General features: G+C 61.3%; 20 protein-coding genes. 9 read left to right on the top strand and 11 right to left on the bottom strand.

What is annotated here, in order from left to right; all coding sequences use genetic code 11:
- From dapF to AC07NR_RS11350, 4 genes are read left to right on the top strand one after another with little or no spacing between them, the layout of a single operon-like run.
- Positions 1 to 831: a diaminopimelate epimerase gene (gene dapF, locus AC07NR_RS11365; RefSeq protein ID WP_495078587.1), complete on the top strand. Its 831-nt coding sequence runs from the start codon at positions 1 to 3 to the stop codon at positions 829 to 831.
- A gap of 13 nt (positions 832 to 844) precedes the next feature.
- Positions 845 to 1,570 (top strand): DUF484 family protein, encoded by a 726-nt coding sequence (locus AC07NR_RS11360; RefSeq protein WP_114886291.1) that lies wholly within the window; start codon positions 845 to 847, stop codon positions 1,568 to 1,570.
- 2 nt (positions 1,571 to 1,572) lie between these two features.
- The gene (xerC, locus tag AC07NR_RS11355) at positions 1,573 to 2,472 is read left to right on the top strand and encodes a tyrosine recombinase XerC (protein WP_114886293.1); all 900 of its coding nucleotides are present in this window, start codon (positions 1,573 to 1,575) and stop codon (positions 2,470 to 2,472) included.
- Positions 2,469 to 3,173, top strand: coding sequence for an HAD family hydrolase (locus AC07NR_RS11350; RefSeq protein WP_495078586.1), 705 nt, complete (start codon positions 2,469 to 2,471; stop codon positions 3,171 to 3,173). The genes xerC and AC07NR_RS11350 overlap by 4 nt, the downstream gene beginning before the upstream one ends.
- 65 nt (positions 3,174 to 3,238) lie before the next feature.
- Here the strand turns inward: AC07NR_RS11350 and sutA are convergent, their stop codons facing one another.
- From sutA to glnK, 4 genes are all read right to left on the bottom strand, one after another.
- On the bottom strand, positions 3,239 to 3,565 hold the full coding sequence (gene sutA, locus AC07NR_RS11345) for a dormancy-specific transcriptional regulator SutA (RefSeq protein ID WP_007951900.1): 327 nt from the start codon (positions 3,563 to 3,565) through the stop codon (positions 3,239 to 3,241).
- 102 nt (positions 3,566 to 3,667) lie between these two features.
- Complete coding sequence (locus AC07NR_RS11340) at positions 3,668 to 4,093, bottom strand: secondary thiamine-phosphate synthase enzyme YjbQ (RefSeq protein WP_085708920.1); 426 nt, start codon at positions 4,091 to 4,093, stop codon at positions 3,668 to 3,670.
- Between the two features lie 215 nt (positions 4,094 to 4,308).
- The gene (locus tag AC07NR_RS11335; RefSeq protein WP_495078585.1) at positions 4,309 to 5,646 is read right to left on the bottom strand and encodes an ammonium transporter; all 1,338 of its coding nucleotides are present in this window, start codon (positions 5,644 to 5,646) and stop codon (positions 4,309 to 4,311) included.
- Between the two features lie 37 nt (positions 5,647 to 5,683).
- Positions 5,684 to 6,022, bottom strand: a complete 339-nt coding sequence (gene glnK / locus AC07NR_RS11330) for a P-II family nitrogen regulator (protein ID WP_002555808.1) — start codon at positions 6,020 to 6,022, stop codon at positions 5,684 to 5,686.
- Between the two features lie 413 nt (positions 6,023 to 6,435).
- On the opposite strand from glnK, the gene AC07NR_RS11325 reads away from it, so the two are divergent.
- The gene (locus tag AC07NR_RS11325; RefSeq protein WP_007920416.1) at positions 6,436 to 6,696 is read left to right on the top strand and encodes an accessory factor UbiK family protein; all 261 of its coding nucleotides are present in this window, start codon (positions 6,436 to 6,438) and stop codon (positions 6,694 to 6,696) included.
- 372 nt (positions 6,697 to 7,068) lie between these two features.
- Here the strand turns inward: AC07NR_RS11325 and AC07NR_RS11320 are convergent, their stop codons facing one another.
- Together AC07NR_RS11320 and AC07NR_RS11315 are read right to left on the bottom strand one after the other, a co-directional pair.
- Positions 7,069 to 7,374 carry a HigA family addiction module antitoxin gene (locus tag AC07NR_RS11320; protein ID WP_115079643.1) on the bottom strand — a complete coding sequence of 102 codons (306 nt, stop codon included), beginning with the start codon at positions 7,372 to 7,374 and terminating at the stop codon, positions 7,069 to 7,071.
- A 7-nt stretch (positions 7,375 to 7,381) separates the two neighbouring features.
- Entirely contained in the window at positions 7,382 to 7,660 is a 279-nt protein-coding gene (locus AC07NR_RS11315; RefSeq protein WP_495078584.1) for a type II toxin-antitoxin system RelE/ParE family toxin, read from the bottom strand.
- Between the two features lie 329 nt (positions 7,661 to 7,989).
- On the opposite strand from AC07NR_RS11315, the gene AC07NR_RS11310 reads away from it, so the two are divergent.
- Positions 7,990 to 9,483 (top strand): YifB family Mg chelatase-like AAA ATPase, encoded by a 1,494-nt coding sequence (locus AC07NR_RS11310; RefSeq protein WP_495078583.1) that lies wholly within the window; start codon positions 7,990 to 7,992, stop codon positions 9,481 to 9,483.
- 105 nt (positions 9,484 to 9,588) lie between these two features.
- On the opposite strand, the gene AC07NR_RS11305 is transcribed toward AC07NR_RS11310, so the two are convergent.
- Positions 9,589 to 11,565 carry a methyl-accepting chemotaxis protein gene (locus tag AC07NR_RS11305; protein WP_495078582.1) on the bottom strand — a complete coding sequence of 659 codons (1,977 nt, stop codon included), beginning with the start codon at positions 11,563 to 11,565 and terminating at the stop codon, positions 9,589 to 9,591.
- Between the two features lie 182 nt (positions 11,566 to 11,747).
- The gene (locus tag AC07NR_RS11300; RefSeq protein WP_085708898.1) at positions 11,748 to 12,668 is read right to left on the bottom strand and encodes a LysR substrate-binding domain-containing protein; all 921 of its coding nucleotides are present in this window, start codon (positions 12,666 to 12,668) and stop codon (positions 11,748 to 11,750) included.
- 157 nt (positions 12,669 to 12,825) lie between these two features.
- Between AC07NR_RS11300 and AC07NR_RS11295 the strand changes: the two genes are divergently transcribed.
- Positions 12,826 to 14,220: a NorM family multidrug efflux MATE transporter gene (locus AC07NR_RS11295; protein WP_495078581.1), complete on the top strand. Its 1,395-nt coding sequence runs from the start codon at positions 12,826 to 12,828 to the stop codon at positions 14,218 to 14,220.
- Positions 14,221 to 14,259: 39 nt separating this feature from the next.
- On the opposite strand, the gene AC07NR_RS11290 is transcribed toward AC07NR_RS11295, so the two are convergent.
- A complete protein-coding gene (locus AC07NR_RS11290) occupies positions 14,260 to 15,930 on the bottom strand; it encodes a putative bifunctional diguanylate cyclase/phosphodiesterase (protein WP_085708896.1) in 1,671 nt (556 codons plus the stop codon).
- A 264-nt stretch (positions 15,931 to 16,194) separates the two neighbouring features.
- Here AC07NR_RS11290 and rep point away from each other — a divergent pair, with 264 nt between their 5' ends.
- A complete protein-coding gene (rep, locus tag AC07NR_RS11285) occupies positions 16,195 to 18,204 on the top strand; it encodes a DNA helicase Rep (RefSeq protein ID WP_085708895.1) in 2,010 nt (669 codons plus the stop codon).
- Positions 18,205 to 18,262: 58 nt separating this feature from the next.
- Complete coding sequence (locus AC07NR_RS11280; RefSeq protein WP_003229440.1) at positions 18,263 to 18,835, top strand: xanthine phosphoribosyltransferase; 573 nt, start codon at positions 18,263 to 18,265, stop codon at positions 18,833 to 18,835.
- A 68-nt stretch (positions 18,836 to 18,903) separates the two neighbouring features.
- Here the strand turns inward: AC07NR_RS11280 and AC07NR_RS11275 are convergent, their stop codons facing one another.
- Positions 18,904 to 20,826, bottom strand: a complete 1,923-nt coding sequence (locus AC07NR_RS11275; protein WP_495078580.1) for an acetyl-CoA hydrolase/transferase C-terminal domain-containing protein — start codon at positions 20,824 to 20,826, stop codon at positions 18,904 to 18,906.
- Between the two features lie 136 nt (positions 20,827 to 20,962).
- Positions 20,963 to 21,379 (bottom strand): c-type cytochrome, encoded by a 417-nt coding sequence (locus AC07NR_RS11270; RefSeq protein ID WP_025112727.1) that lies wholly within the window; start codon positions 21,377 to 21,379, stop codon positions 20,963 to 20,965.
- Positions 21,380 to 21,509: the final 130 nt, after the last annotated feature.

Below are 21,509 nucleotides of genomic sequence, written 5' to 3'. Positions count from 1 at the left end.
ATGCTGCTGCGTTTTACCAAGATGCACGGCCTGGGCAACGACTTCATGGTCCTCGACCTGGTCAGCCAGCACGCGCACATTCAGCCCAAGCACGCAAAAATGTGGGGCGACCGGCACACCGGCATCGGTTTCGACCAGTTGCTGATCGTAGAGGCGCCGAGCAATCCGGACGTGGATTTCCGTTACCGGATCTTCAACTCCGACGGCTCCGAAGTCGAACAGTGCGGTAACGGTGCGCGCTGCTTCGCCCGCTTCGTGCTCGACAAGCGCCTGACCGCCAAGCGGCAGATCCGCGTCGAGACCAAGGGCGGCATCATCGAACTGGACGTGCGTAACGACGGCCAGATCGGCGTGAACATGGGCGCGCCGCGCCAGGTGCCGGCAGACATTCCGTTCCAGGCGACCGAGCAAGCTCTGAGCTATCAGGTCGATGTCGACGGTACGCCGGTCGAGCTGGCGGCGGTGTCGATGGGCAATCCCCACGCGGTACTGCGCGTGCAGGACATCAACACCGCACCGGTGCATGAGCTGGGGCCGAAGATCGAACACCATCCGCGCTTTCCGGCGCGGGTCAATGTCGGTTTTCTCCAGGTCATCGACCGTAACCGTGCACAACTGCGCGTCTGGGAACGCGGTGCCGGGGAAACCCAGGCCTGCGGCACCGGCGCCTGCGCTGCTGCTGTAGCTGCGATCAGCCAGGGGTGGATGGATTCGCCGCTATTGATCGACCTGCCGGGCGGGCGCCTGTCCATCGAATGGGCAGGCCCCGGCCAACCGGTGCTGATGACCGGTCCGGCAGTGCGTGTATACGAAGGACAAGTCCGTCTTTGAGTGAGCAGAAGCCATGACCGATAAGCCTCAGGTACCCGCCCGACAGTCCGGTGAAACAGCGTCCGAGAGCCTGGAGGCGGCAGCGGTTGCCGCGTACCTGGAGGCTCATCCGGACTTCTTCGTCGAGCACGAAGAGCTGCTGCCGTCCCTGCGCATCCCCCATCGTCGCGGCGACACCGTGTCGCTGGTCGAGCGCCAGATGTCCATCCTGCGCGACCGCAATATCGAGATGCGCCATCGCCTCTCGCACTTGATGGACGTGGCCCGGGACAATGATCGCCTGTTCGACAAGACCCGCCGCCTGATCCTCGCCCTGATGGACGCCGCTACACTGGAAGACGTGGTAATCAGCGTCGAAGACAGTCTGCGCCAGGACTTTCAGGTGCCCTTCGTCAGCCTGATCCTGCTCGGCGATAACCCGGCTCCGGTCGGCCGTTGGGTGACCCACGCCGACGCGCAGACTGCCATCGGCGGCCTGCTCACCGAAGGCAAGAGCGTCAGCGGCAGCCTGCGCGAACACGAGCTGGACTTCCTGTTCGGCGAAGAGCAGCGCAAGCAGATCGGCTCCACCGCCGTGGTCGCCGTCAGCCACCAGGGCATTCACGGGATCCTGGCCATCGCCAGCCGTGATCCGCAGCACTACAAGAGCTCGGTCGGCACGCTGTTCCTCAGCTACATCGCCGAAGTCATGGGCCGCGTACTGCCACGGGTCAACAGCTCCCTGCGCTCGGTACGCTGAGCATGGAACGACAACTGGATGCTTACTGCGAACACCTGCGCAGTGAGCGGCAGGTGTCGCCGCACACGCTGTCGGCCTATCGGCGCGACCTCGATAAAGTCCTCGGCTGGTGCAACAAACAGAACGTCGGCAGCTGGCAGGCCCTGGACATCCAGCGCCTGCGCAGCCTGATCGCCCGCCTGCATGCCCAGGGCCAGTCTTCACGCAGCCTTGCGCGTTTGCTCTCGGCAGTGCGCGGGCTCTATCACTATCTGAATCGCGAAGGCCTTTGCGATCACGACCCGGCCACTGGCCTGACACCGCCCAAAGGCGAACGCCGCCTGCCGAAAACCCTCGACACCGACCGAGCGCTGCAACTGCTTGAAGGCGCGGTCGAGGACGACTTTCTGGCCCGACGCGATCAGGCGATCCTGGAATTGTTCTACTCTTCAGGCCTGCGCCTGTCGGAACTGACCGGGCTCAATCTCGATCAGCTCGACCTCGCCGACGGCATGGTTCAGGTGCTCGGCAAAGGCAGCAAGACGCGTCTGTTGCCCGTCGGCAAAAAGGCCCGGGAAGCGCTGGAGCAATGGCTGCCGCTACGTGCATTGACCAACCCGGCGGACGACGCGGTGTTCGTCAGCCAGCAAGGCCGGCGCCTCGGCCCGCGAGCGATTCAGGTGCGGGTCAAACTGGCCGGCGAACGTGAACTGGGGCAGAACCTGCATCCGCACATGCTGCGGCACTCTTTCGCCAGCCACTTGCTGGAGTCCTCCCAGGACCTGCGGGCGGTGCAGGAACTGCTCGGCCACTCGGACATCAAGACCACCCAGATCTATACCCACCTGGACTTCCAGCATCTGGCGGCGGTCTACGACAGCGCCCACCCACGGGCCAAACGCATGAAAGGCGACGATTCATGAGCATCCAGTTGATCACCTTCGACCTCGACGACACCCTGTGGGACACCGCCCCGGTGATCGTCAGCGCCGAAGCGGTTTTGCGCCAGTGGCTGAGCGACCATGCACCGAAGCTGGGCGCGGTGCCGGTGGAACATCTGTGGTCGATCCGCGAGCGCGTGCTGAGCAGCGAACCGGGACTCAAGCACCGCATCAGCGCGCTGCGCCGGCGAGTGCTGTTCCATGCTTTGGAAGAGTCCGGATATGCCCACGGCGAAGCGTCGGAACTGGCGGACAAGAGTTTTGAGGTGTTTCTGCATGCCCGACATCAGATCGAGGTGTTCCCGGAAGTCGAGCCGATCCTGGAGACCCTCGCCAAACATTACGCCCTCGGCGTGGTCACCAACGGCAATGCCGATGTGCGTCGTCTCGGGCTGGCGGATTACTTCAAGTTTGCGCTGTGCGCCGAAGACATCGGCATCGCCAAGCCGGATGCGCGGCTGTTCCACGAAGCCCTGCAGCGTGGTGGGGTGAGTGCCGAAGCGGCGGTGCATATCGGCGATCATCCGGGAGATGACATTGCCGGAGCGCAGCAGGCGGGCTTGCGTGCGATCTGGTTCAACCCGGCAGGCAAGGTCTGGGAAGCGGAGCGCTTGCCGGATGCGGAGATTCGCAGCCTGAACGATCTGCCCGCCGTGCTCGCTCACTGGAACAGTCTCGGCTAGTTTTCTTTCGCCCATGAAAAAGCCCGCAGCGACGGCGGGCTTTTTCAGCAAGCAAGCGGCACGCCTCAGATAGGGCGGCTGCCGTACTTGTTGTCCGGCTTCTTGGGCGGATCGGCGACCACGTTGGCCTCCACTTCCTGCACTTTGCCGCCACGGGCAAGGAACTCTTCCATGGCCTTGGCCAGGGCGTCGCGCTCCTTGTTCTTGGCTTCGATGCTCGGCAACTCGTCTACCGACACCGCAGCCTTGGCCTTGCCTTTGGCAGCCGGGGCCGGCGTATCGTCACCGCCATCGTCTTCAGCAACGTCTTCCGCTGCCGCTTCCAGACCGTCTTCGGCCTCGTCTTCGTCGCCTACTTCGAGGTCGTCGTTTTCCAGATCATCGTCGCTCATGTTCTACCTCATGACTTGCGAAAAGCAGATTAGTTATAGACCAGCTTTGACGACTGTCGAAAGTCGCCGTAAAAAAATCAGTAACCATTGGTGACCAACGGTTTATGCCCCTTCACCGTGCAAGGTGGCGAGGACTTTGCGGGCACCGCCATGATCGCGATGCTCGCCCAGGTAAACGCCTTGCCAGGTGCCCAGTGCCAGTCGACCCGCCGTTACCGGCAAACTGATCTGGCAGCCCAGCACGCTGGCCTTGAAGTGCGCCGGGAGGTCGTCCAGGCCTTCGTCGTTATGCTCATAGCCGTCTGTTCCTTGTGGGATCAGACGATTGAAAAATCGTTCGAAGTCGCGACGTACCGCCGGATCGGCGTTCTCGTTGATGGTCAACGACGCCGAGGTATGCTGTAGCCACAAATGCAACAGACCGACCCGGCATGCCTTGAGTTCGGGCAGTCCGGCGAGCAACTCTTCCGTTACCAGATGAAAGCCCCGGGGCCGTGCCCGCAGGGTTATCAGAGTCTGTTGCCACATACAGTTCTCCGCACGTTCGGGGCGCATTCTAGCGCGCTCTGAAAAAAAACAAAGGCCCTAATATTCCTTCAATGATGTAAGCCATTGGCCGTAGAAAAACACCCGTCGTAAACACGACCAAAGCAGTACGAAAAATCCATTCAGCCACATCAGGGATGACAAATTCCGGACAAAAAAATGCCCGGCGAACCGGGCAAGTTTTTTGAGGCGCGTTCTTACAGGTTGTAGCCGCGCTCGTTGTGTTGTGCCAGGTCCAGGCCCACCGATTCTTCTTCCTCGGTGGCGCGCAGCCCCATCACGGCGTCCAGCACCTTGAGGATGATGAAGGTGACGATCGCGGTGTAGATCACCGTGAAGCCGACGCCTTTGCACTGAATCCACACTTGGGAGGCGACGTCGGTGACGGTGCCGAAACCACCCAGCGCCGGAGCGGCGAACACACCAGTGAGGATTGCGCCGAGGATACCGCCGATACCGTGCACGCCGAAGGCGTCCAGGGAGTCGTCATAACCGAGTTTGCGTTTCAGGCTGGTGGCGCAGAAGAAGCACACCACGCCAGCGGCCAGACCGATGATCAGCGAGCCCATCGGGCCCACGGTGCCGGCCGCCGGAGTGATCGCCACCAGACCGGCAACCACGCCCGAAGCGATACCCAGCGCACTTGGTTTGCCGTGGGTGATCCACTCGGCGAACATCCAGCCCAGTGCAGCGGCGGCGGTTGCGATCTGAGTGACCAGCATCGCCATGCCGGCGGTGCCGTTGGCCGCAGCTGCGGAGCCGGCGTTGAAGCCGAACCAGCCGACCCACAGCATCGCCGCGCCCATCAGGGTGTAACCGAGGTTGTGCGGCGCCATCGGGGTGGTCGGGAAACCTTTGCGCTTGCCCAGTACCAGGCACGCCACCAGACCGGCGATACCGGCGTTGATGTGCACCACGGTGCCGCCGGCAAAGTCGAGCACGCCCCAGTCGCCCAACAGCGAACCCGGACCGCTCCAGACCATGTGCGCAATCGGCGCATACACCAGGGTGAACCAGACGCCCATGAACACCAGCATCGCGGAGAACTTCATGCGCTCGGCGAAGGCACCGACGATCAGCGCCGGGGTGATGATGGCGAAGGTCATCTGGTAGGTAACGAATACCGCTTCAGGGAACAGCGCCGTCGGGCCGGTAATGCTGGCCGGGGTGACGCCTGCCAGAAAGGCCTTGCCGAAGCTGCCGACGAAGGAATTGAAGTTGACGACGTTGGCTTCCATCCCGGTGGTGTCGAACGCCATGCTGTAGCCATAAATGAACCACAGGATGGTGACCAGACCGGTAATGGCGAAGCACTGCATCATCACGGAAAGAATGTTTTTCGACCGCACCATGCCGCCGTAGAACAGCGCGAGGCCCGGAATGGTCATGAACAGCACGAGGGCCGTCGAGGTCAGCATCCAGGCGGTATCGCCGGAATTGAGGACTGGAGGCGCCACCGGATCTGCCGCCAAAGCCAGGCCGGGCATTACGATGGACAACAGGGCGCCTAGCCCTGCGAATTTACGCAGAGTCATATTGTTTTCTCCTGGGGCGTTGGGTTTGTGGCGGCGTTTAGATCGCGTCGGTATCGGTTTCGCCGGTACGGATGCGAATCGCCTGTTCCAGATTGACCACGAAGATCTTGCCGTCACCGATCTTGCCGGTGTTGGCAGCCTTGGTTATCGCCTCGATAACCCGATCCAGATCCTTGTCGTCGATGGCAACGTCGATTTTCACCTTGGGCAGAAAATCGACCACATACTCCGCGCCGCGATACAGCTCGGTGTGACCCTTCTGCCGGCCGAAGCCTTTGACTTCAGTTACGGTAATGCCCTGCACGCCGATTTCGGACAGCGACTCGCGCACGTCGTCCAGCTTGAACGGCTTGATGATGGCAGTGACTAGCTTCATGAAACTCTCTCCCGAATTGGTGGACTTGCCCCAGGAAAACAAACCCGACTCAAGTCTAAGCGCAGTGCCTGGCTTTGTAACGCATCGTCGGCCCTACCCGCCCGACTGACGCCAGCTAACCGCTCCCGACGAAACTCCCCGTCCCGTCCGGCGCACTGCATTCGTCACAGCGACTGCATCAGTGCATGGGTCACTACCGACTAAGCAGAAAGCTTGCCATCTCGCCAAAATCCCCTGATTTCAATCCCTTGGCCGCGACCGCCGATGCCATCACCGAAATGGCACACGGGATACGCACAACAACGGTGCGCAGCCGTCCGTCCCTTTGCGCGAAAAGCGTGCATCCGGGCCCGCGCGAATGACTATAGACACTGCGTGATACACTGCCGGCCATTGTTTCCAGGACATATCCCATGCTCGCGCCCAAAGACTTCCTCGACGCCCTGAGCGGCACCGCCTCCCGCCTGTTCAGCGGCGACACGCCATTGCCAAAAGCCGAAATCGAAAGCCAGTTCAAGATGCTGCTGCAAAGTGCCTTCAGCAAACTGGACCTGGTGAGCCGGGAAGAATTCGATAGTCAGATGGTGGTACTGGCGCGCACTCGCGCCCGGCTTGAGAGCCTTGAGGCGAAGGTGGCGGAGATGGAAGCGAAGTTGACGCCGCCGGCTGAGTGAGGCCTCATCCCAGCCTGCAACTGGTTGGCAAAAATTTCGCTGATGCTTGCGCCGGTGATCAAACCTGCATAACCTCGGAACACGCGAGTGTGTCCACTAAGGATGCGCAGGCCTTGGCCTCACCAAAGCTTGCAAATTAAAAACCGTCTCCTCAAGGCGGTTTTTTTTCGCCTCGAGATAAGTGCGGCCGGTGCGTGGGATGTTGTCGTTACGTGCGGACCAGCGCTCGAACCGAGTGGTCTGCTGGCGGGACGAGCATATTGGGTTTGGCTAAAAAGCAAAAAAGGCGTCCGTAGGACGCCTTTCAAATGTTTTCTGAGAAGTAGTCACAGCAACTGTTTAGCTCCCAGCCGTTCGACCTTGGGTTCAGAATCAAGCACAATGCGCCAGCCGCTCCACTTGATCACGGATGGAAGCTCCTCTCTCAATTTCAGCTTTTCGCAAATCGTAAGTCGATTGCAGGTTCAGCCAAAACTCAGGAGTAGTGTCCAGGCAGATTGAAAGCCTCAACGCCATATCAGCGCTGATACCTCTCCGCTGTAGAACGATGTCGTTCACCGTTGGAGTAGACACACTCAATGCTCTCGCCAACGCAGCAGCTGTAAGGCTCAGAGGTTCCAGGTACTCCTCTTTGAGGATCTCGCCGGGATGGACCGGACGCATACCATTCTTAGTCATAGTCACCTCAGTGATAATCGACGATTTCAACATCCTCAGGACCATTAAGACCCCAGACGAAGCAAATTCGCCATTGAGCATTGATCCGGATGCTGTATTGCCCCTTTCGATCTCCTTCCAGGGCCTCCAGTCGATTTCCCGGAGGAGACCGAAGATCAGCCAATACAACTGCCGCATCAAGCATCGTCAGCTTACGTTCCGCGACACTCAATATGGCTGACCAGAAACGGGTTTTACCGCTGCGGAACAGGTATTCGGTTTCAGAACATCTGAAGCTAACGATCATAATTTAAAGCTTAACGTTATGCATTAATCTTGAGTGTATTCGAGGAACCCATCAAAGCAAATCAGCCATGTTGCGCTTTGTATACCCTCTCAAGACTTTCAGAAATGGACTACTCACGCGTCCTGCCCCCCAATGAAACCGTCGCTATTTCCTACACAAATAGTCCCTATTTCCGCTTGTAGTATCGGATAGATTTCTTGCGACTCGCTTCAGCAACATCCTGCGAAATTTTCGCGCTCCACTTGTCCCGCTTAAACGTCATCTCCCTACTACCCTTCAAAAAACCGCAGGAAGCGGCCCCCGATTCAGATTCAACTCAAGGAACGACCATGTCCCTCGCCATTGTCCACAGCCGCGCCCAGATTGGCGTGGATGCGCCCGCCGTCACCGTTGAAGTCCATCTGGCCAATGGTTTGCCCTCGCTGACCATGGTCGGCCTGCCCGAAGCAGCGGTGAAGGAGAGCAAGGACCGGGTGCGCAGCGCGATCATCAATTCCGGGCTGCAGTTTCCGGCGCGGCGGATCACCCTGAATCTGGCGCCGGCGGATCTGCCCAAGGATGGCGGGCGCTTCGACCTGGCGATTGCGCTGGGGATCCTGTCGGCGAGTGTGCAGGTGCCGACATTGACGCTGGATGATGTGGAATGCCTGGGTGAGCTGGCGTTATCCGGCGCAGTGCGGGCGGTGCGCGGGGTGTTGCCGGCGGCACTGGCGGCGCGCAAGGCCGGACGGACGCTGGTGGTGCCGCGAGCGAATGCCGAGGAGGCATGCCTCGCATCGGGATTGAGGGTGATTGCGGTCGATCATCTGCTGGAGGCAGTGGCGCATTTCAATGGGCATACGCCGGTTGAGCCTTATGTCTCGGATGGGCTGATCCATGCCACCAAACCCTATCCCGACCTGAATGAAGTGCAAGGCCAACTGGCCGCTAAACGAGCGCTGCTGATTGCCGCTGCCGGCGCCCACAACCTGCTGTTCAGCGGGCCGCCGGGGACGGGCAAGACGTTGCTGGCCAGTCGTTTGCCGGGGCTGCTGCCACCGCTGGCCGAGAGTGAGGCGCTGGAAGTGGCTGCGATTCAATCCGTCGCCAGCGGCACGCCGCTCACTCATTGGCCGCAACGCCCATTCCGCCAACCGCATCACTCGGCCTCCGGACCGGCACTGGTCGGTGGCAGCTCAAAACCGCAACCCGGCGAAATCACCCTCGCCCATCACGGTGTGCTGTTTCTCGATGAACTGCCGGAGTTTGATCGCAAGGTGCTGGAGGTTTTGCGCGAACCATTGGAATCCGGCTGCATCGTGATTGCCCGGGCCAAGGAACGGGTGCGGTTTCCCGCACGATTCCAGCTGGTGGCGGCGATGAATCCCTGCCCCTGTGGATATCTTGGCGAGCCAAGCGGCAAGTGCTCGTGTACACCGGACATGGTGCATCGCTATCGCAACAAGCTGTCGGGGCCGCTGCTGGATCGTATCGACTTGCATCTGACGGTGGCGCGAGAGGCCACAGCGTTGAACCCAGCGGTGAAACCGGGAGAGGACAGTGCCAGTGCGGCGGCGTTGGTCGCCGAGGCCCGCGAGCGGCAGCAAAAGCGCCAGGGTTGCGCCAATGCGTTTCTCGATTTGCCGGGACTGAAGAGGCACTGCAAGTTATCCACAGCCGATGAAACCTGGCTGGAAACGGCGTGCGAAAGGCTAACCCTGTCGCTGCGCTCGGCGCATCGGTTGCTCAAGGTGGCGCGGACGCTGGCGGATCTGGAAACGTGCGCGGATATCAATCGCGCGCATCTGGCCGAAGCGTTGCAGTATCGGCCGGCGACTCAGTAGGTACTGAGTTTTTGGAGAGCCCAAATGCAAGCAGGCTCGCTCTCACAGGACCAACACAGATCCTTTGGGAGCGAGCCTGCTCGCGATAGCTTTTTCAGAGACGCATCAGCGGAAGCGATCAACCTCGGAACGCAAATCCGCCGCCAGCTTCTCCAGCTCTTTAGCGGTTACCGCCAGATTGGAAACCACCTCACGCTGCTCACTGTTGGCCATCGCAATGCTCTGCAGATTGCTGCTGAGCAGCGTCGCGGTGCTGCTCTGCTCCTGAGTCGCGGTGGTGATCGCGGCGAACTGCTGACCCGCCGAGCGGCTCTGTTCATCGATCCGCGCCAGCGCCGAAGCGACGTTGGCATTGCGCGACAGTCCTTCCTGCATCAGCACGTTGCCCTGTTCCATGGTGCTGATGGCGTTACCGGTTTCCTGCTGGATGCTGTGGATCATCCCGGAGATTTCATCGGTCGCCTGGCGGGTGCGCGACGCCAGGTTGCGCACTTCGTCAGCCACCACGGCAAAGCCGCGACCCTGTTCACCGGCACGGGCCGCTTCGATGGCCGCGTTGAGCGCCAGCAGGTTGGTCTGTTCGGCAATCGAGGTGATCACGCTGACGATGCCGCCGATTTCCTGGGAGCGCTGACCAAGGGTGTTGATCACGCTTGCCGTGGTGTTCAGCGCGCCGGCAATTTGCTCCAGCGAGGAAGAGGCTTCTTCCATCGAGCTGCGACCGATCTGGGTCTGCTGGGCATTTTCCTGGGCCAGACGCTGGGTGTTGCCCATGTTGTCGGCAATGTTCAGCGAGGTTGCGGAAAACTCTTCAACCGCACCGGCCATGCTGGTGATTTCGCCGGACTGCTGCTCCATGCCTTCGTACGCGCCACCGGACAAACCGGACAGTGCCTGGGCACGGCTGTTAACCTCTTCCGAAGCGCGGCGGATGTGCTCGACCATGGTCGACAGCGCCTGGCTCATCTGGTTGAACGCGCGGGCCAACTGGCCGATTTCATCGTTGCTCGACACACTTAGACGCACGCTCAGATCACCAGCGCCCAAGGCTTCGGCCTGACGCACCAGATCACCCAGCGGCTGCAGCTTGCTGCGCAGCAGCCACACCGCAGAACCGACCGCGATCAGCATCGCCAGCAGACTGCCGATGGCCAACTGGAAGCCAACGCTCCAGGTCACCTCGCGGATCTCGGACTTCGGCATGCTCGCCACCACCGACCACGGTCCACCTTCGAACGGCACGGCAATGCTGTAGAAGTCTTCGGACTTATCGCTCCAGAACCGGCCCTTGCCCGGCGCTTTCGCCAGACCGTTGACCACCGGCACTGCTTGATCCGGATCCTGTACGCCCGCCGGCGCGACCAGCCATTTGTTCTGCTCGTCCAGCAGCGCCAGGGAACCGCTCTGGCCGATGCGGAAGCGCTTGAGGTTGTCGAACTGGGCGTTCTGCGCATCGGTGTAGTCGAAGCCGACGAACAACACCGCGATCACCTTGCCGCTGCTGTCACGCACCGGGGTGTACTGAGTCATGTAGGAACGATCGAACAGCAACGCACGGCCGACGTAGCCCTGCCCCGCCATCAACTTTGCGTAGGCCGGGTGCGCGTGATCGAGCAAGGTGCCGATGGCGCGGCTGCCGTCCTGTTTGGTCAGCGAGGTGCTGACCCGCACAAAGTCTTCGCCGCTGCGCACGAACAGCGTGGCAACGCCCGCCGTCATCTGCTTGAACTCGTCGACTTCCTTGAAGTTGTTGTTCAACACTTCGCTGCCCAGGTGCAGGCCCGGGGTCTGGGTGCCCGCCACGCTGACCGGCTCGTCCGGGTGAATGCTCAGGCCCGCGCTGAAGCGCTTCTCGAACAGCCCGCTCAGGCGCTGGGTGCTTTCACGCAGCGTGCCGTGGAAGGTGCTCAACTGGTCGGCGAGCAGACGGGCTTCGCTGGCCAGGTGTTCTTCACGGGTGGCGAGGTTGGCGGTGTCCAGCGAACGCAGGGCGAACACCGTACTGCCACTGATGACAACCGCCAGTATCACGGCGAGCGCAAGGCCCAGCTGCGAGGCGATCCGGGCGCGAGGTTGAGACATGGACAGCTCCTGGCCGAGTCTGCGGATCCTCCCTGATCGCGGCTCGGAAAAATTCTAATAATGGGGGTGATGCGCAGAACCGGCACGACGGTTCCACTTGGACGTATTCGGCGGTGAACGCGAATACTTGAGCGCACAGCAGGGTTATGGCCCGGGGCCGGCATTGTGGCGGCTCGAACGTTTCAGCTCAAGCGCGCGACCACCGGCAGTTCCATCGCTCGAACTTCGCCCTGAAGGAAATCACTGAGCCGGCGCAAACGTTCACCTCCCGGACGAGTCTTTGGCCACACCAGGTAGTAATTCAGGCCGCTGGCGACCGCCGTCGGCCACGGCAGACTCAAACGTCCTTGCGCCACATCCTCGGCCACCATCAGCAGATCGCCCATGGACACGCCATAACCCCGGGCCGCCGCGATCATCCCCAGTTCCAGGGTATCGAACACCTGTCCGCCCTTGAGTGATACCTGATCCGACAACCCCATGTGCTCCAGCCAGCTGCGCCAGTCGCGGCGATCCGGGGTCGGGTGCAGCAATTCGGTGGAGGCCAGTCGTGCCACATCCCAGGGCTGGTCATTGAGCAGGTTGGGGGCGCCTACCGGAATCAGCTCTTCCGGAAACAACAGGCTGGCCTCCCAGTCCGGCGGAAAATGCCCGTCGCTGAGCAGCACCGCGCAATCGAAAGGCTCGTTGTTGAAGTCCACCGAGTCCACGTCCATCCAGGCACTGGTCAGTTGCACTTCATTGCCCGGCTGCAAATGGCGGAAGCGACTGAGCCGCGCCAGCAACCAGCGCATGGTCAGGGTCGACGGGGCTTTCATGCGCAGGATGTCATCTTCGGCGCGCAAGGTATTGCAGGCCCGCTCAAGCGCCGCAAAGCCTTCACGGATGCCGGGTAACAGCAGGCGCGCCGACTCGGTCAGTTGCAGGTTGCGTCCGCTGCGGTGGAACAGCCGACAGGCGAAATGCTCTTCGAGCGTGCGGATGTGCCGGCTCACCGCACTTTGAGTGATCGACAACTCTTCGGCGGCGCGGGTGAACGAACTGTGCCGCGCCGCAGCTTCGAATGCACGCAGGGCATACAAGGGTGGAAGACGACGGGACATGCACAGCGCTCCAATGGCGGGATTGCGCCAACTTAGCAGAATTGCTTCTGGATGAGTTTTAATCATGCCACCCATCCTTTTTATCCCTTTGTGCAACCCGCGCCAAACCCTGAGAATCGACGGTCTCTTGCTCCCTCTTTTATAAGGATGTGAAACCATGCAGCGTCCTGTGCGTACCGAACTCTGGGCCATCCTGCGGCTGGCGGGGCCGTTGATCGCCTCGCAGTTGGCGCACATGTTGATGGTGCTGACCGACACCCTGATGATGGCCCGCCTCAGTCCCGAAGCACTCGCCGGCGGCGGGCTGGGCGCGGCCAGTTACTCGTTCGTGTCGATCTTCTGCATCGGCGTGATCGCGGCGGTCGGCACTCTGGTGGCGATCCGTCAGGGTGCCGGTGACATTATCGGTGCCGCGAAACTGACCCAGGCCGGCCTGTGGCTGGCGTGGCTGATGGCGCTGGGCGCCGGGTTGCTGTTGTGGAACCTGAAACCGGTGCTGTTGCTGTTCGGCCAGACCGAGACCAACGTCAACGCTGCCGGACAATTTCTGATCGCCCTGCCGTTTGCCCTGCCCGGCTACCTGAGCTTCATGGCCCTGCGCGGTTTCACCAGTGCCATCGGCCGGGCGACGCCGGTGATGGTCATCAGCCTCGCCGGCACGGTGGCCAACTTCCTGCTCAATTACGCGTTGATCACCGGCATGTTCGGCCTGCCGAAACTGGGGCTGACCGGTATCGGTCTTGTTACCGCGATTGTGGCCAACTGCATGGCGCTGGGGCTGGCGTGGCATATCCGCCGGCATCCGGCCTATGACGCTTACCCGCTGCGCGAGGGCCTGTCGCGGCCGAACCGGCAGTACCTGAAAGAACTCTGGCGCCTGGGCCTGCCGATTGGCGGAACCTACGCGGTGGAAGTCGGGCTGTTCGCCTTCGCGGCGCTGTGCATGGGCACCATGGGCAGCACCCAATTGGCGGCGCACCAGATTGCCCTGCAAATCGTCTCGGTGGCATTCATGGTGCCGGCGGGGATGTCGTATGCGATCACCATGCGCGTCGGCCAGCATTACGGCGCCGGGCAATTGAACGACGCGCGGATGTCCGGGCGGGTCGGCATCGTCTTCGGTGCAGTGGTGATGCTGGGGTTTGCGATGGTGTTCTGGTTGCTGCCGAATCAGCTGGTCGGTTTGTTCCTCGACCATAACGATCCGGCGTTTGCCGAGGTGATTCGGCTGGCCGTGAGCCTGCTGGCGGTGGCGGCGTGGTTCGAGCTGTTCGACGGCACGCAGACGATTGCCATGGGCTGCATCCGTGGGCTCAAGGATGCCAAGACCACCTTCCTGGTCGGGCTCGGTTGCTACTGGCTGATCGGCGCGCCGGCGGCGTGGTTGATGGCGTTCCATCTGCACTGGGGGCCGACCGGCGTCTGGTGGGGTCTGGCGCTGGGCCTGGCCTGCGCGGCGATCAGCCTGACGCTGGCGTTCGAATGGAAGATGAAGCGGATGATTCGGCTGGAGCCGCAATCTCGAGGATTCAAGATCGCTCAGCCGGAGTGACGGGCTACGGGAGCAATCCTGCTCCCGCAAGCCTTTTAGTCAGACCACAATTCCCAGCGGAGGCTGGCTGGCGTCAGCAATCAGATAGTCAACCAGTTCCGCCAACGGCAACGGCTTGCTGATCAGGTAACCCTGTACCTGATCGCAGCCGAATCCGCGCAACAGGTCCAGTTGCTCCCGGGTTTCCACCCCTTCGGCCACCACTTCCAGGTGCAGGTTGTGCGCGAGGTTGATCATCGCGTGCACCAGCTTGCGGTTCTCTTCGCGCTGTTCCATGCCGCCGACGAAGCTCTTGTCGATTTTCAGCAAGGTGATCGGCAGGCTGTTGAGGTGCACGAACGACGAAAACCCGGTGCCGAAATCATCCAGCGAAAAGCGCACGCCGAGGCGGCCGAGAGCGTCCATGGTTTGTTTGACCAGGTCGCTGCGGCGCATCACGGCGGTTTCGGTGAGTTCGAATTCCAGCCATTGCGCCTCGACCCCACGCTCGGCGATCAAGCGGCTGAGCGTCGGCAGCAACTGGCTGTCCTGAAACTGGCGGAACGACAGGTTGATCGCCATGTGCAGCGCTGGCAATCCGCGTTCGCGCAATGCCTGCATGTCACGCAGGGCCCGGGAAATCACCCAGTAACCCAGAGGCACGATCAGACCGCTCTGCTCGGCCAGCGGCACGAATTCGCTTGGCGGCAACAGGCCGCGTTCGCTGTGACGCCAGCGCACCAGGGCTTCGAGGCCGACGATCTGGCCGTCCTGCATGTCCAGGCGTGGCTGGTAATGCAGCTCCAGTTCGTCGCGGCGCAACGCCCGGCGCAGTTCGCTTTCCAGATCCGCAATGCTCCGGGCGTTACGGTTGATTCGTTCGTTGAAGATGTGAAAAGTGCAGCCCTGAGTGCTTTTGGCCTGTTGCATGGCGATATGCGCATGCCACATCAATGGATCGGCGCCACCTTGGGCGCGGGCGTGTGCAATGCCCAGACTGGAGCCGATCAGCAGGCTTTCACCGTCGATCCAGTAAGGCTCGGCCAAGGCTTCGGTGATGCGCTCGGCCATCCATTCGGCCCGTTGCGGAGCACGGCGGGTGTCGATCAGCAGGGCGAATTCATCGCTGCCCAGGCGCGCCAGTTGATCGCCGGCCTCCAGCTGGCTTTTCAGCCGGGCGACCACTTGCAGGATCAACCGGTCGCCGGCCTGATGGCCGAGGGCGTCGTTGGCGTAGCGGAAGTTGTCGAGATCGAGATGCCCGAGGGCCAGGCCGCGACCGTCATTTTCGGCGAGGCGCGCGGTCAGCAAGGTCTGAAAGCCCTGACGGTTGGCGATGCCGGTCAGGGGATCTTGTTCGGCCAGGCGTTGCAGGGTGTTTTCCAGCACGCCGCGTTCGCGTACATGACGAAGGCAACGCCGCAGCATGCCGGCATCGAGGGCATCGAACACCAGCCAGTCGCTGACGCCATCGGGCGCGGTCGCCGGTTCGTGTTCCAGCAGCAACACGGTCGGCAGGCTGCAACGGCCGGGGGCCGGCTGCAAGGCGGGAACGGTCAACAACACCGCATGGCGGTTGTCTTCGAACAGACTGCTGACCGACTCCCAGCTCGGCGCGCTGATCAGCACCGCCGCGCTCCCCAACGGAGCCAGACACTCGCGCAATAACGCTGTCCACGCTGGCTCTTCGGCCAGTAGCAGCAAACGCAAGGGTTCGACAGGCGTAGTCAAGCTGACTCCCTAGACTCTGCAATGATGTGGGCGGCGGGCATTATGCCGTTCTGCCAACCAATGACCAAATGACAACGGTTATCAAAACGTTATTTTGTGTCACGAATGAGAACATTAGCCGCAAAATCACCGCGCATCCTGCGTGAAAGTATCAAAACCGGCAAATTTGAATCGCGTGGTGCGTCACAAGTCGGAGAGAGCAGCACAAATCGCTGAGCCTGTTAAAATGCCGGCCCATTTCGTCAACGACTCCCGAATTTTCGTATGTCCCGACTCAATCCCCGGCAGCAAGAAGCCGTGAACTACGTCGGCGGCCCTCTATTGGTGCTCGCCGGTGCTGGCTCCGGCAAGACCAGCGTGATCACGCGCAAGATTGCGCACCTGATCCAGAACTGCGGCATCCGTGCCCAGTACATCGTCGCCATGACCTTCACCAACAAGGCCGCGCGCGAGATGAAGGAACGGGTCGGCACCCTGCTGCGTCCCGGCGAAGGTCGTGGCCTGACGGTCTGCACCTTCCACAACCTGGGCCTGAACATCATCCGCAAGGAACATGAACGGCTGGGCTACAAACCCGGTTTCTCGATCTTCGACGAAACCGACGTCAAATCGCTGATGACCGACATCATGCAGAAGGAATACGCAGGCGACGACGGCGTCGACGAGATCAAGAACATGATCGGCGCCTGGAAAAACGACCTGATCCTGCCGGCCGTGGCCCTGGAAAACGCCCGCAACCCCAAGGAGCAGACCGCCGCCATCGTCTACACCCACTACCAGCGCACGCTCAAGGCGTTCAACGCGGTGGACTTCGACGACCTGATCCTGCTGCCGGTGAAACTCTTCGAAGAACACGCCGACATCCTCGAAAAGTGGCAGAACAAGGTGCGTTACCTGCTGGTGGACGAGTACCAGGACACCAACGCCAGCCAGTATTTGCTGGTGAAAATGCTCATCGGCAAACGCAACCAGTTCACCGTGGTGGGTGACGACGACCAGTCGATCTACGCCTGGCGCGGCGCGCGGCCGGAAAACCTGATGCTGCTCAAGGACGACTATCCGTCCCTGAAAGTGGTGATGCTGGAGCAGAACTACCGCTCCACCAGCCGCATCCTGCGCTGCGCCAACGTCCTGATTTCGAACAACCCCCACGAATTCGAAAAGCAGCTGTGGAGTGAGATGGGCCACGGTGACGAGATCCGCGTGATCCGCTGCCGCAACGAGGACGCCGAAGCCGAGCGCGTGGCCATGGAAATCCTCAGCCTGCACTTGCGCACCGACCGCCCGTACAGCGATTTCGCGATCCTCTATCGCGGCAACTACCAGGCCAAGCTGATCGAGCTGAAACTGCAGCACCATCAGGTGCCGTACCGTTTGAGCGGCGGTAACAGCTTCTTCGGCCGTCAGGAAGTGAAAGACCTGATGGCCTACTTCCGCCTGATCGTGAACCCGGACGACGACAACGCCTTCCTGCGCGTAATCAACGTGCCGCGCCGGGAAATCGGTTCGACGACCCTGGAAAAACTCGGCAACTACGCCACCGAACGCAAGATCTCGATGTACGCCGCCACCGATGAACTCGGCCTGGGCGAACATCTGGACAGTCGCTTCACCGATCGCCTGTCGCGCTTCAAGCGCTTCATGGACAAGGTGCGCGAGCAGTGCGCCGGCGAAGACCCGATCTCCGCCCTGCGCAGCATGGTCATGGACATCGACTACGAGAACTGGCTGCGCACCAACAGTTCCAGCGACAAGGCCGCGGACTACCGGATGAGCAACGTCTGGTTCCTGATCGAAGCCTTGAAGAACACCCTGGAAAAAGACGAAGACGGCGAAATGACCGTCGAGGACGCCATCGGCAAACTCGTCCTGCGTGACATGCTGGAACGTCAGCAGGAAGAAGAAGACGGCGCCGAAGGCGTGCAGATGATGACCCTGCATGCGTCCAAGGGACTGGAATTCCCTTACGTGTTCATCATGGGCATGGAAGAGGAAATCCTCCCGCACCGTTCCAGTATCGAAGCCGACACCATCGAAGAAGAACGCCGCCTGGCCTACGTGGGCATTACCCGCGCGCGCCAGACCCTCGCGTTCACCTTCGCCGCCAAGCGCAAACAGTACGGCGAGATCATCGACTGCGCGCCCAGCCGCTTCCTCGATGAGCTGCCGCCGGACGACCTGGCCTGGGAAGGCAACGACGACACACCGACCGAAGTCAAAGCCGTGCGGGGCAACAGCGCATTGGCTGATATACGCGCGATGTTAAAGCGCTAGAATTGACCACTTTTTTTAAAACCTTAGGGCGCACAAGGCGCCAACAGAGGACAGCTTCATGGAAGCCCTGCACCAGAAAATCCGCGAACAAGGCATTGTGCTTTCCGACCAGGTCCTGAAGGTCGACGCCTTCCTGAACCACCAGATCGACCCGGCCCTGATGAAGCTGATCGGCGACGAATTCGCCACGCTGTTCAAGGATTCGGGCATCACCAAGATCGTCACCATCGAAGCGTCGGGCATCGCCCCGGCGATCATGACCGGTCTGAACCTCGGCGTGCCGGTGATCTTCGCCCGCAAACAACAGTCCCTGACCCTGACTGAAAACCTGCTGTCGGCGACCGTCTACTCGTTCACCAAGAAGACCGAAAGCACCGTGGCCATTTCCCCGCGTCACCTGACCAGCAGCGATCGCGTGCTGATCATCGACGACTTCCTGGCCAACGGTAAGGCGTCCCAGGCACTGATCTCGATCATCAAGCAGGCCGGCGCCACCGTCGCGGGTCTGGGCATCGTGATCGAGAAGTCGTTCCAGGGCGGCCGTGCGGAGCTGGACTCGCAGGGTTACCGCGTCGAGTCGCTGGCTCGCGTGAAATCGCTGAAGGATGGCGTGGTGACTTTCATCGAGTAACCCGCAACACCGCAGGACTTCTGTGGGAGCCAGTTTGCTGGCTCCCACCGTTGTTTTGGGGTGGACAGTTATTGCGCGGTGGCCTTCAGGCCAGTGAGCAACAACCGCTGAAACAGGTCTTCCTTCAGGCCTTCCGGGTCGGTGAGCTGCATGCGCGCCAGATGCTCCGGATACAGCGAAGCCTCCGGCGCGTCCAGCGCTGCCTTGCCCAGCTCCAGAATCTCCGTCAGTTTGAACTTGCTCTTCAGCCAGTTCAGCGCCCGCAACAGATCCTTCTCGACCTCATTGAAATCGCAGCCCAGCGGATACTCCGGAAACAGGTTCGGATGCCGCGCAGCAATCGCCTGCAAGCGTTGCGGGGTGTTGTCGGTAAAGCGCGGATCGAGACGGAAATCCTTCGGCAGCTTGCCGACCTTCTGCGCCTGCTCGATCAGGCCCTGCTGGAAGCGTGAGTCGCTGATGTTCAATAGCGCCTCGATCACTACCGCATCGGACTTGCCACGCAGATCGGCGATGCCGTACTCGGTCACCACGATGTCGCGCAGATGCCGCGGAATCGTGCAGTGGCCGTACTCCCAGACAATGTTCGAACTGACATCGCCGCCGGACTCGCGCCAGCTGCGCAGCAGCAGGATCGACCGCGCATCGTGCAGCGCATGGCCCTGGGCGACGAAGTTGTATTGCCCGCCGACGCCGCTGAGCACCCGGCCATCCTGTAGCTGATCGGACACCCCGGCCCCGAGCAGGGTCATGGTGAATGCGGTGTTGATGAATCGCGCATCGACGCGTTGCAGGCGTTTGAGTTCTTCCTGACCGTACAGCTCGTTTATGTAGCTGATGCGGGTCATGTTGAATTCAAGACGTTTACTGTGGGGCAGCTCGCGCAGGCGCTCATAGAAACTGCGCGGCCCGAGGAAGAAACCGCCGTGCACTGAAATGCCGTCGGTTTGCGCCGCCTCGTCGAGGGTGCCGGCGTTGGCCTGCTCTTGGGTCTGGACATCCGGGTAGACCTTGCGCCGGATGATCCCGGCGTCCGCCAGCACCAGCAGGCCGTTGACGAACATTTCGCTGCAGCCGTAAAGGCCTTTGGCGAACGGCTCAGTGCCACCCTCGCGTTCGATCAGTTGCGCCCACTGGCTGAGGTTCACATCGGCCAGCAACTCCCGGTAGCCGGCATTATCAGCCTGACGCGCCAGCAACGCAGCGGTCAGCGCATCCCCCATCGAACCGATGCCGATCTGCAAGGTGCCGCCATCGCGCACCAGCGTACTGGCGTGCAAACCGATGAAGTGATCCTGAAACCCGACGGGCATGTTCGGTGTGGAAAACAGCGTGCTGCTGTCCTTCTCGTCGATCAGCAGGTCGAAAGTATCGATGTCGACTTCGGCATCGCCCGGCATGTACGGCAACTCTGTATGCACTTGGCCGACCAAAAGGATCGTCTCCCCCGCCGCCCGGCGCTTGGCGATCATCGGGAACAGATCGAGGGTGATGTCCGGGTTGCAACTGAGGCTCAGACGATCCGGATGTTCGCTGCTGCTGGCGAGCAACTGCGCCACCAGGTTCAGCCCGGCGGCGTTGATGTCGCGGGCCGCGTGGCTGTAGTTGCTGCTGACGTAATCCTGCTGGGCCGATGCGCTGTTGAGCAGGCTGCCGGGCTGCATGAAGAATTGCTCGATGCGGATGTTCGCCGGAAGGCTGTCGCGGCGCAGGTCAGCGAGGAAATCCAGCTCCGGGTAATCGCCAAACACCCGCTCGACGAAGGGTTCGATGAAGCGCTTCTGCAAGCCATCGCCCAAGGCCGGACGGCCGAGGCACAGGGCGGTGTAGATCGTCATTTGCCGTTCGGGCAATCCGGCAATCCGCCGGTACAGCGCGTTGACGAAGGGATTGGGTTTGCCCAGCCCCAGCGGCAGACCCATGTGGATGTGCGCCGGCAACCGTGCCAGCACGTCGTCCACTGCCTGTTCGATCGAACACAACTGCACCATCTGAAGCCTCCTGCCCGTTCCGTGAATAGAGGTACGACCGAGATTGCCGGTTGTTTGCTGCAATGAACAGCCTCAGGCCCGAATCGCAGGCACAAAAAAACCGTCCGAAGACGGTTTTTTTCGTCAGAAGCGCGCCTTATTTCAGGCCGGACATCTTCTGGATCGCGCCCTTCAGCTCGTCATCCGAGCAATCGGCGCAGGTGCCTTTTGGAGGCATCGAGTTCAGGCCGGTGATGGCTTTGGCCAGCAGGCCGTCGAGGCCGCCCTGGTGATCGGCGCGGTCTTTCCAGGCTGCTGCATCACCGATTTTCGGTGCGCCCAGCAGGCCGGTGCCGTGGCAAGCGTTGCAATGTTTGGCAATCACTTCGTCCGGCGTCTTGGCGCCGCCACCGCCGCCTGCCGAAGCGGCGACTTCCATCCCCTTGCACTCTTGCCCTTGAACACACACCTGGCCGACAGGCTCGAGGCGTTTGGCAATGTCGTCATTCGTCGCAGCTTGAGCGCTGACAGCCCAGAGGGCCAATACGGTTGCTGGTGCAGCCAGCATTTTCATAATTAGATTCACGCGTTCACCCTCAATGGTGGCTATTCACGCCTGCGGCCACGGTTCGCAGGCGGGCGCAAGTATAGCGGGTAGCCCGCCACACTGAAACAACCCCAAAGTTAAAGGGGTCTTGTTGCGC

It is taken from the genome of Pseudomonas sp. GW821-FHT09C09 (genome assembly GCF_059418105.1).
This window is presented reverse-complemented; position numbering and strand designations above follow the sequence as displayed.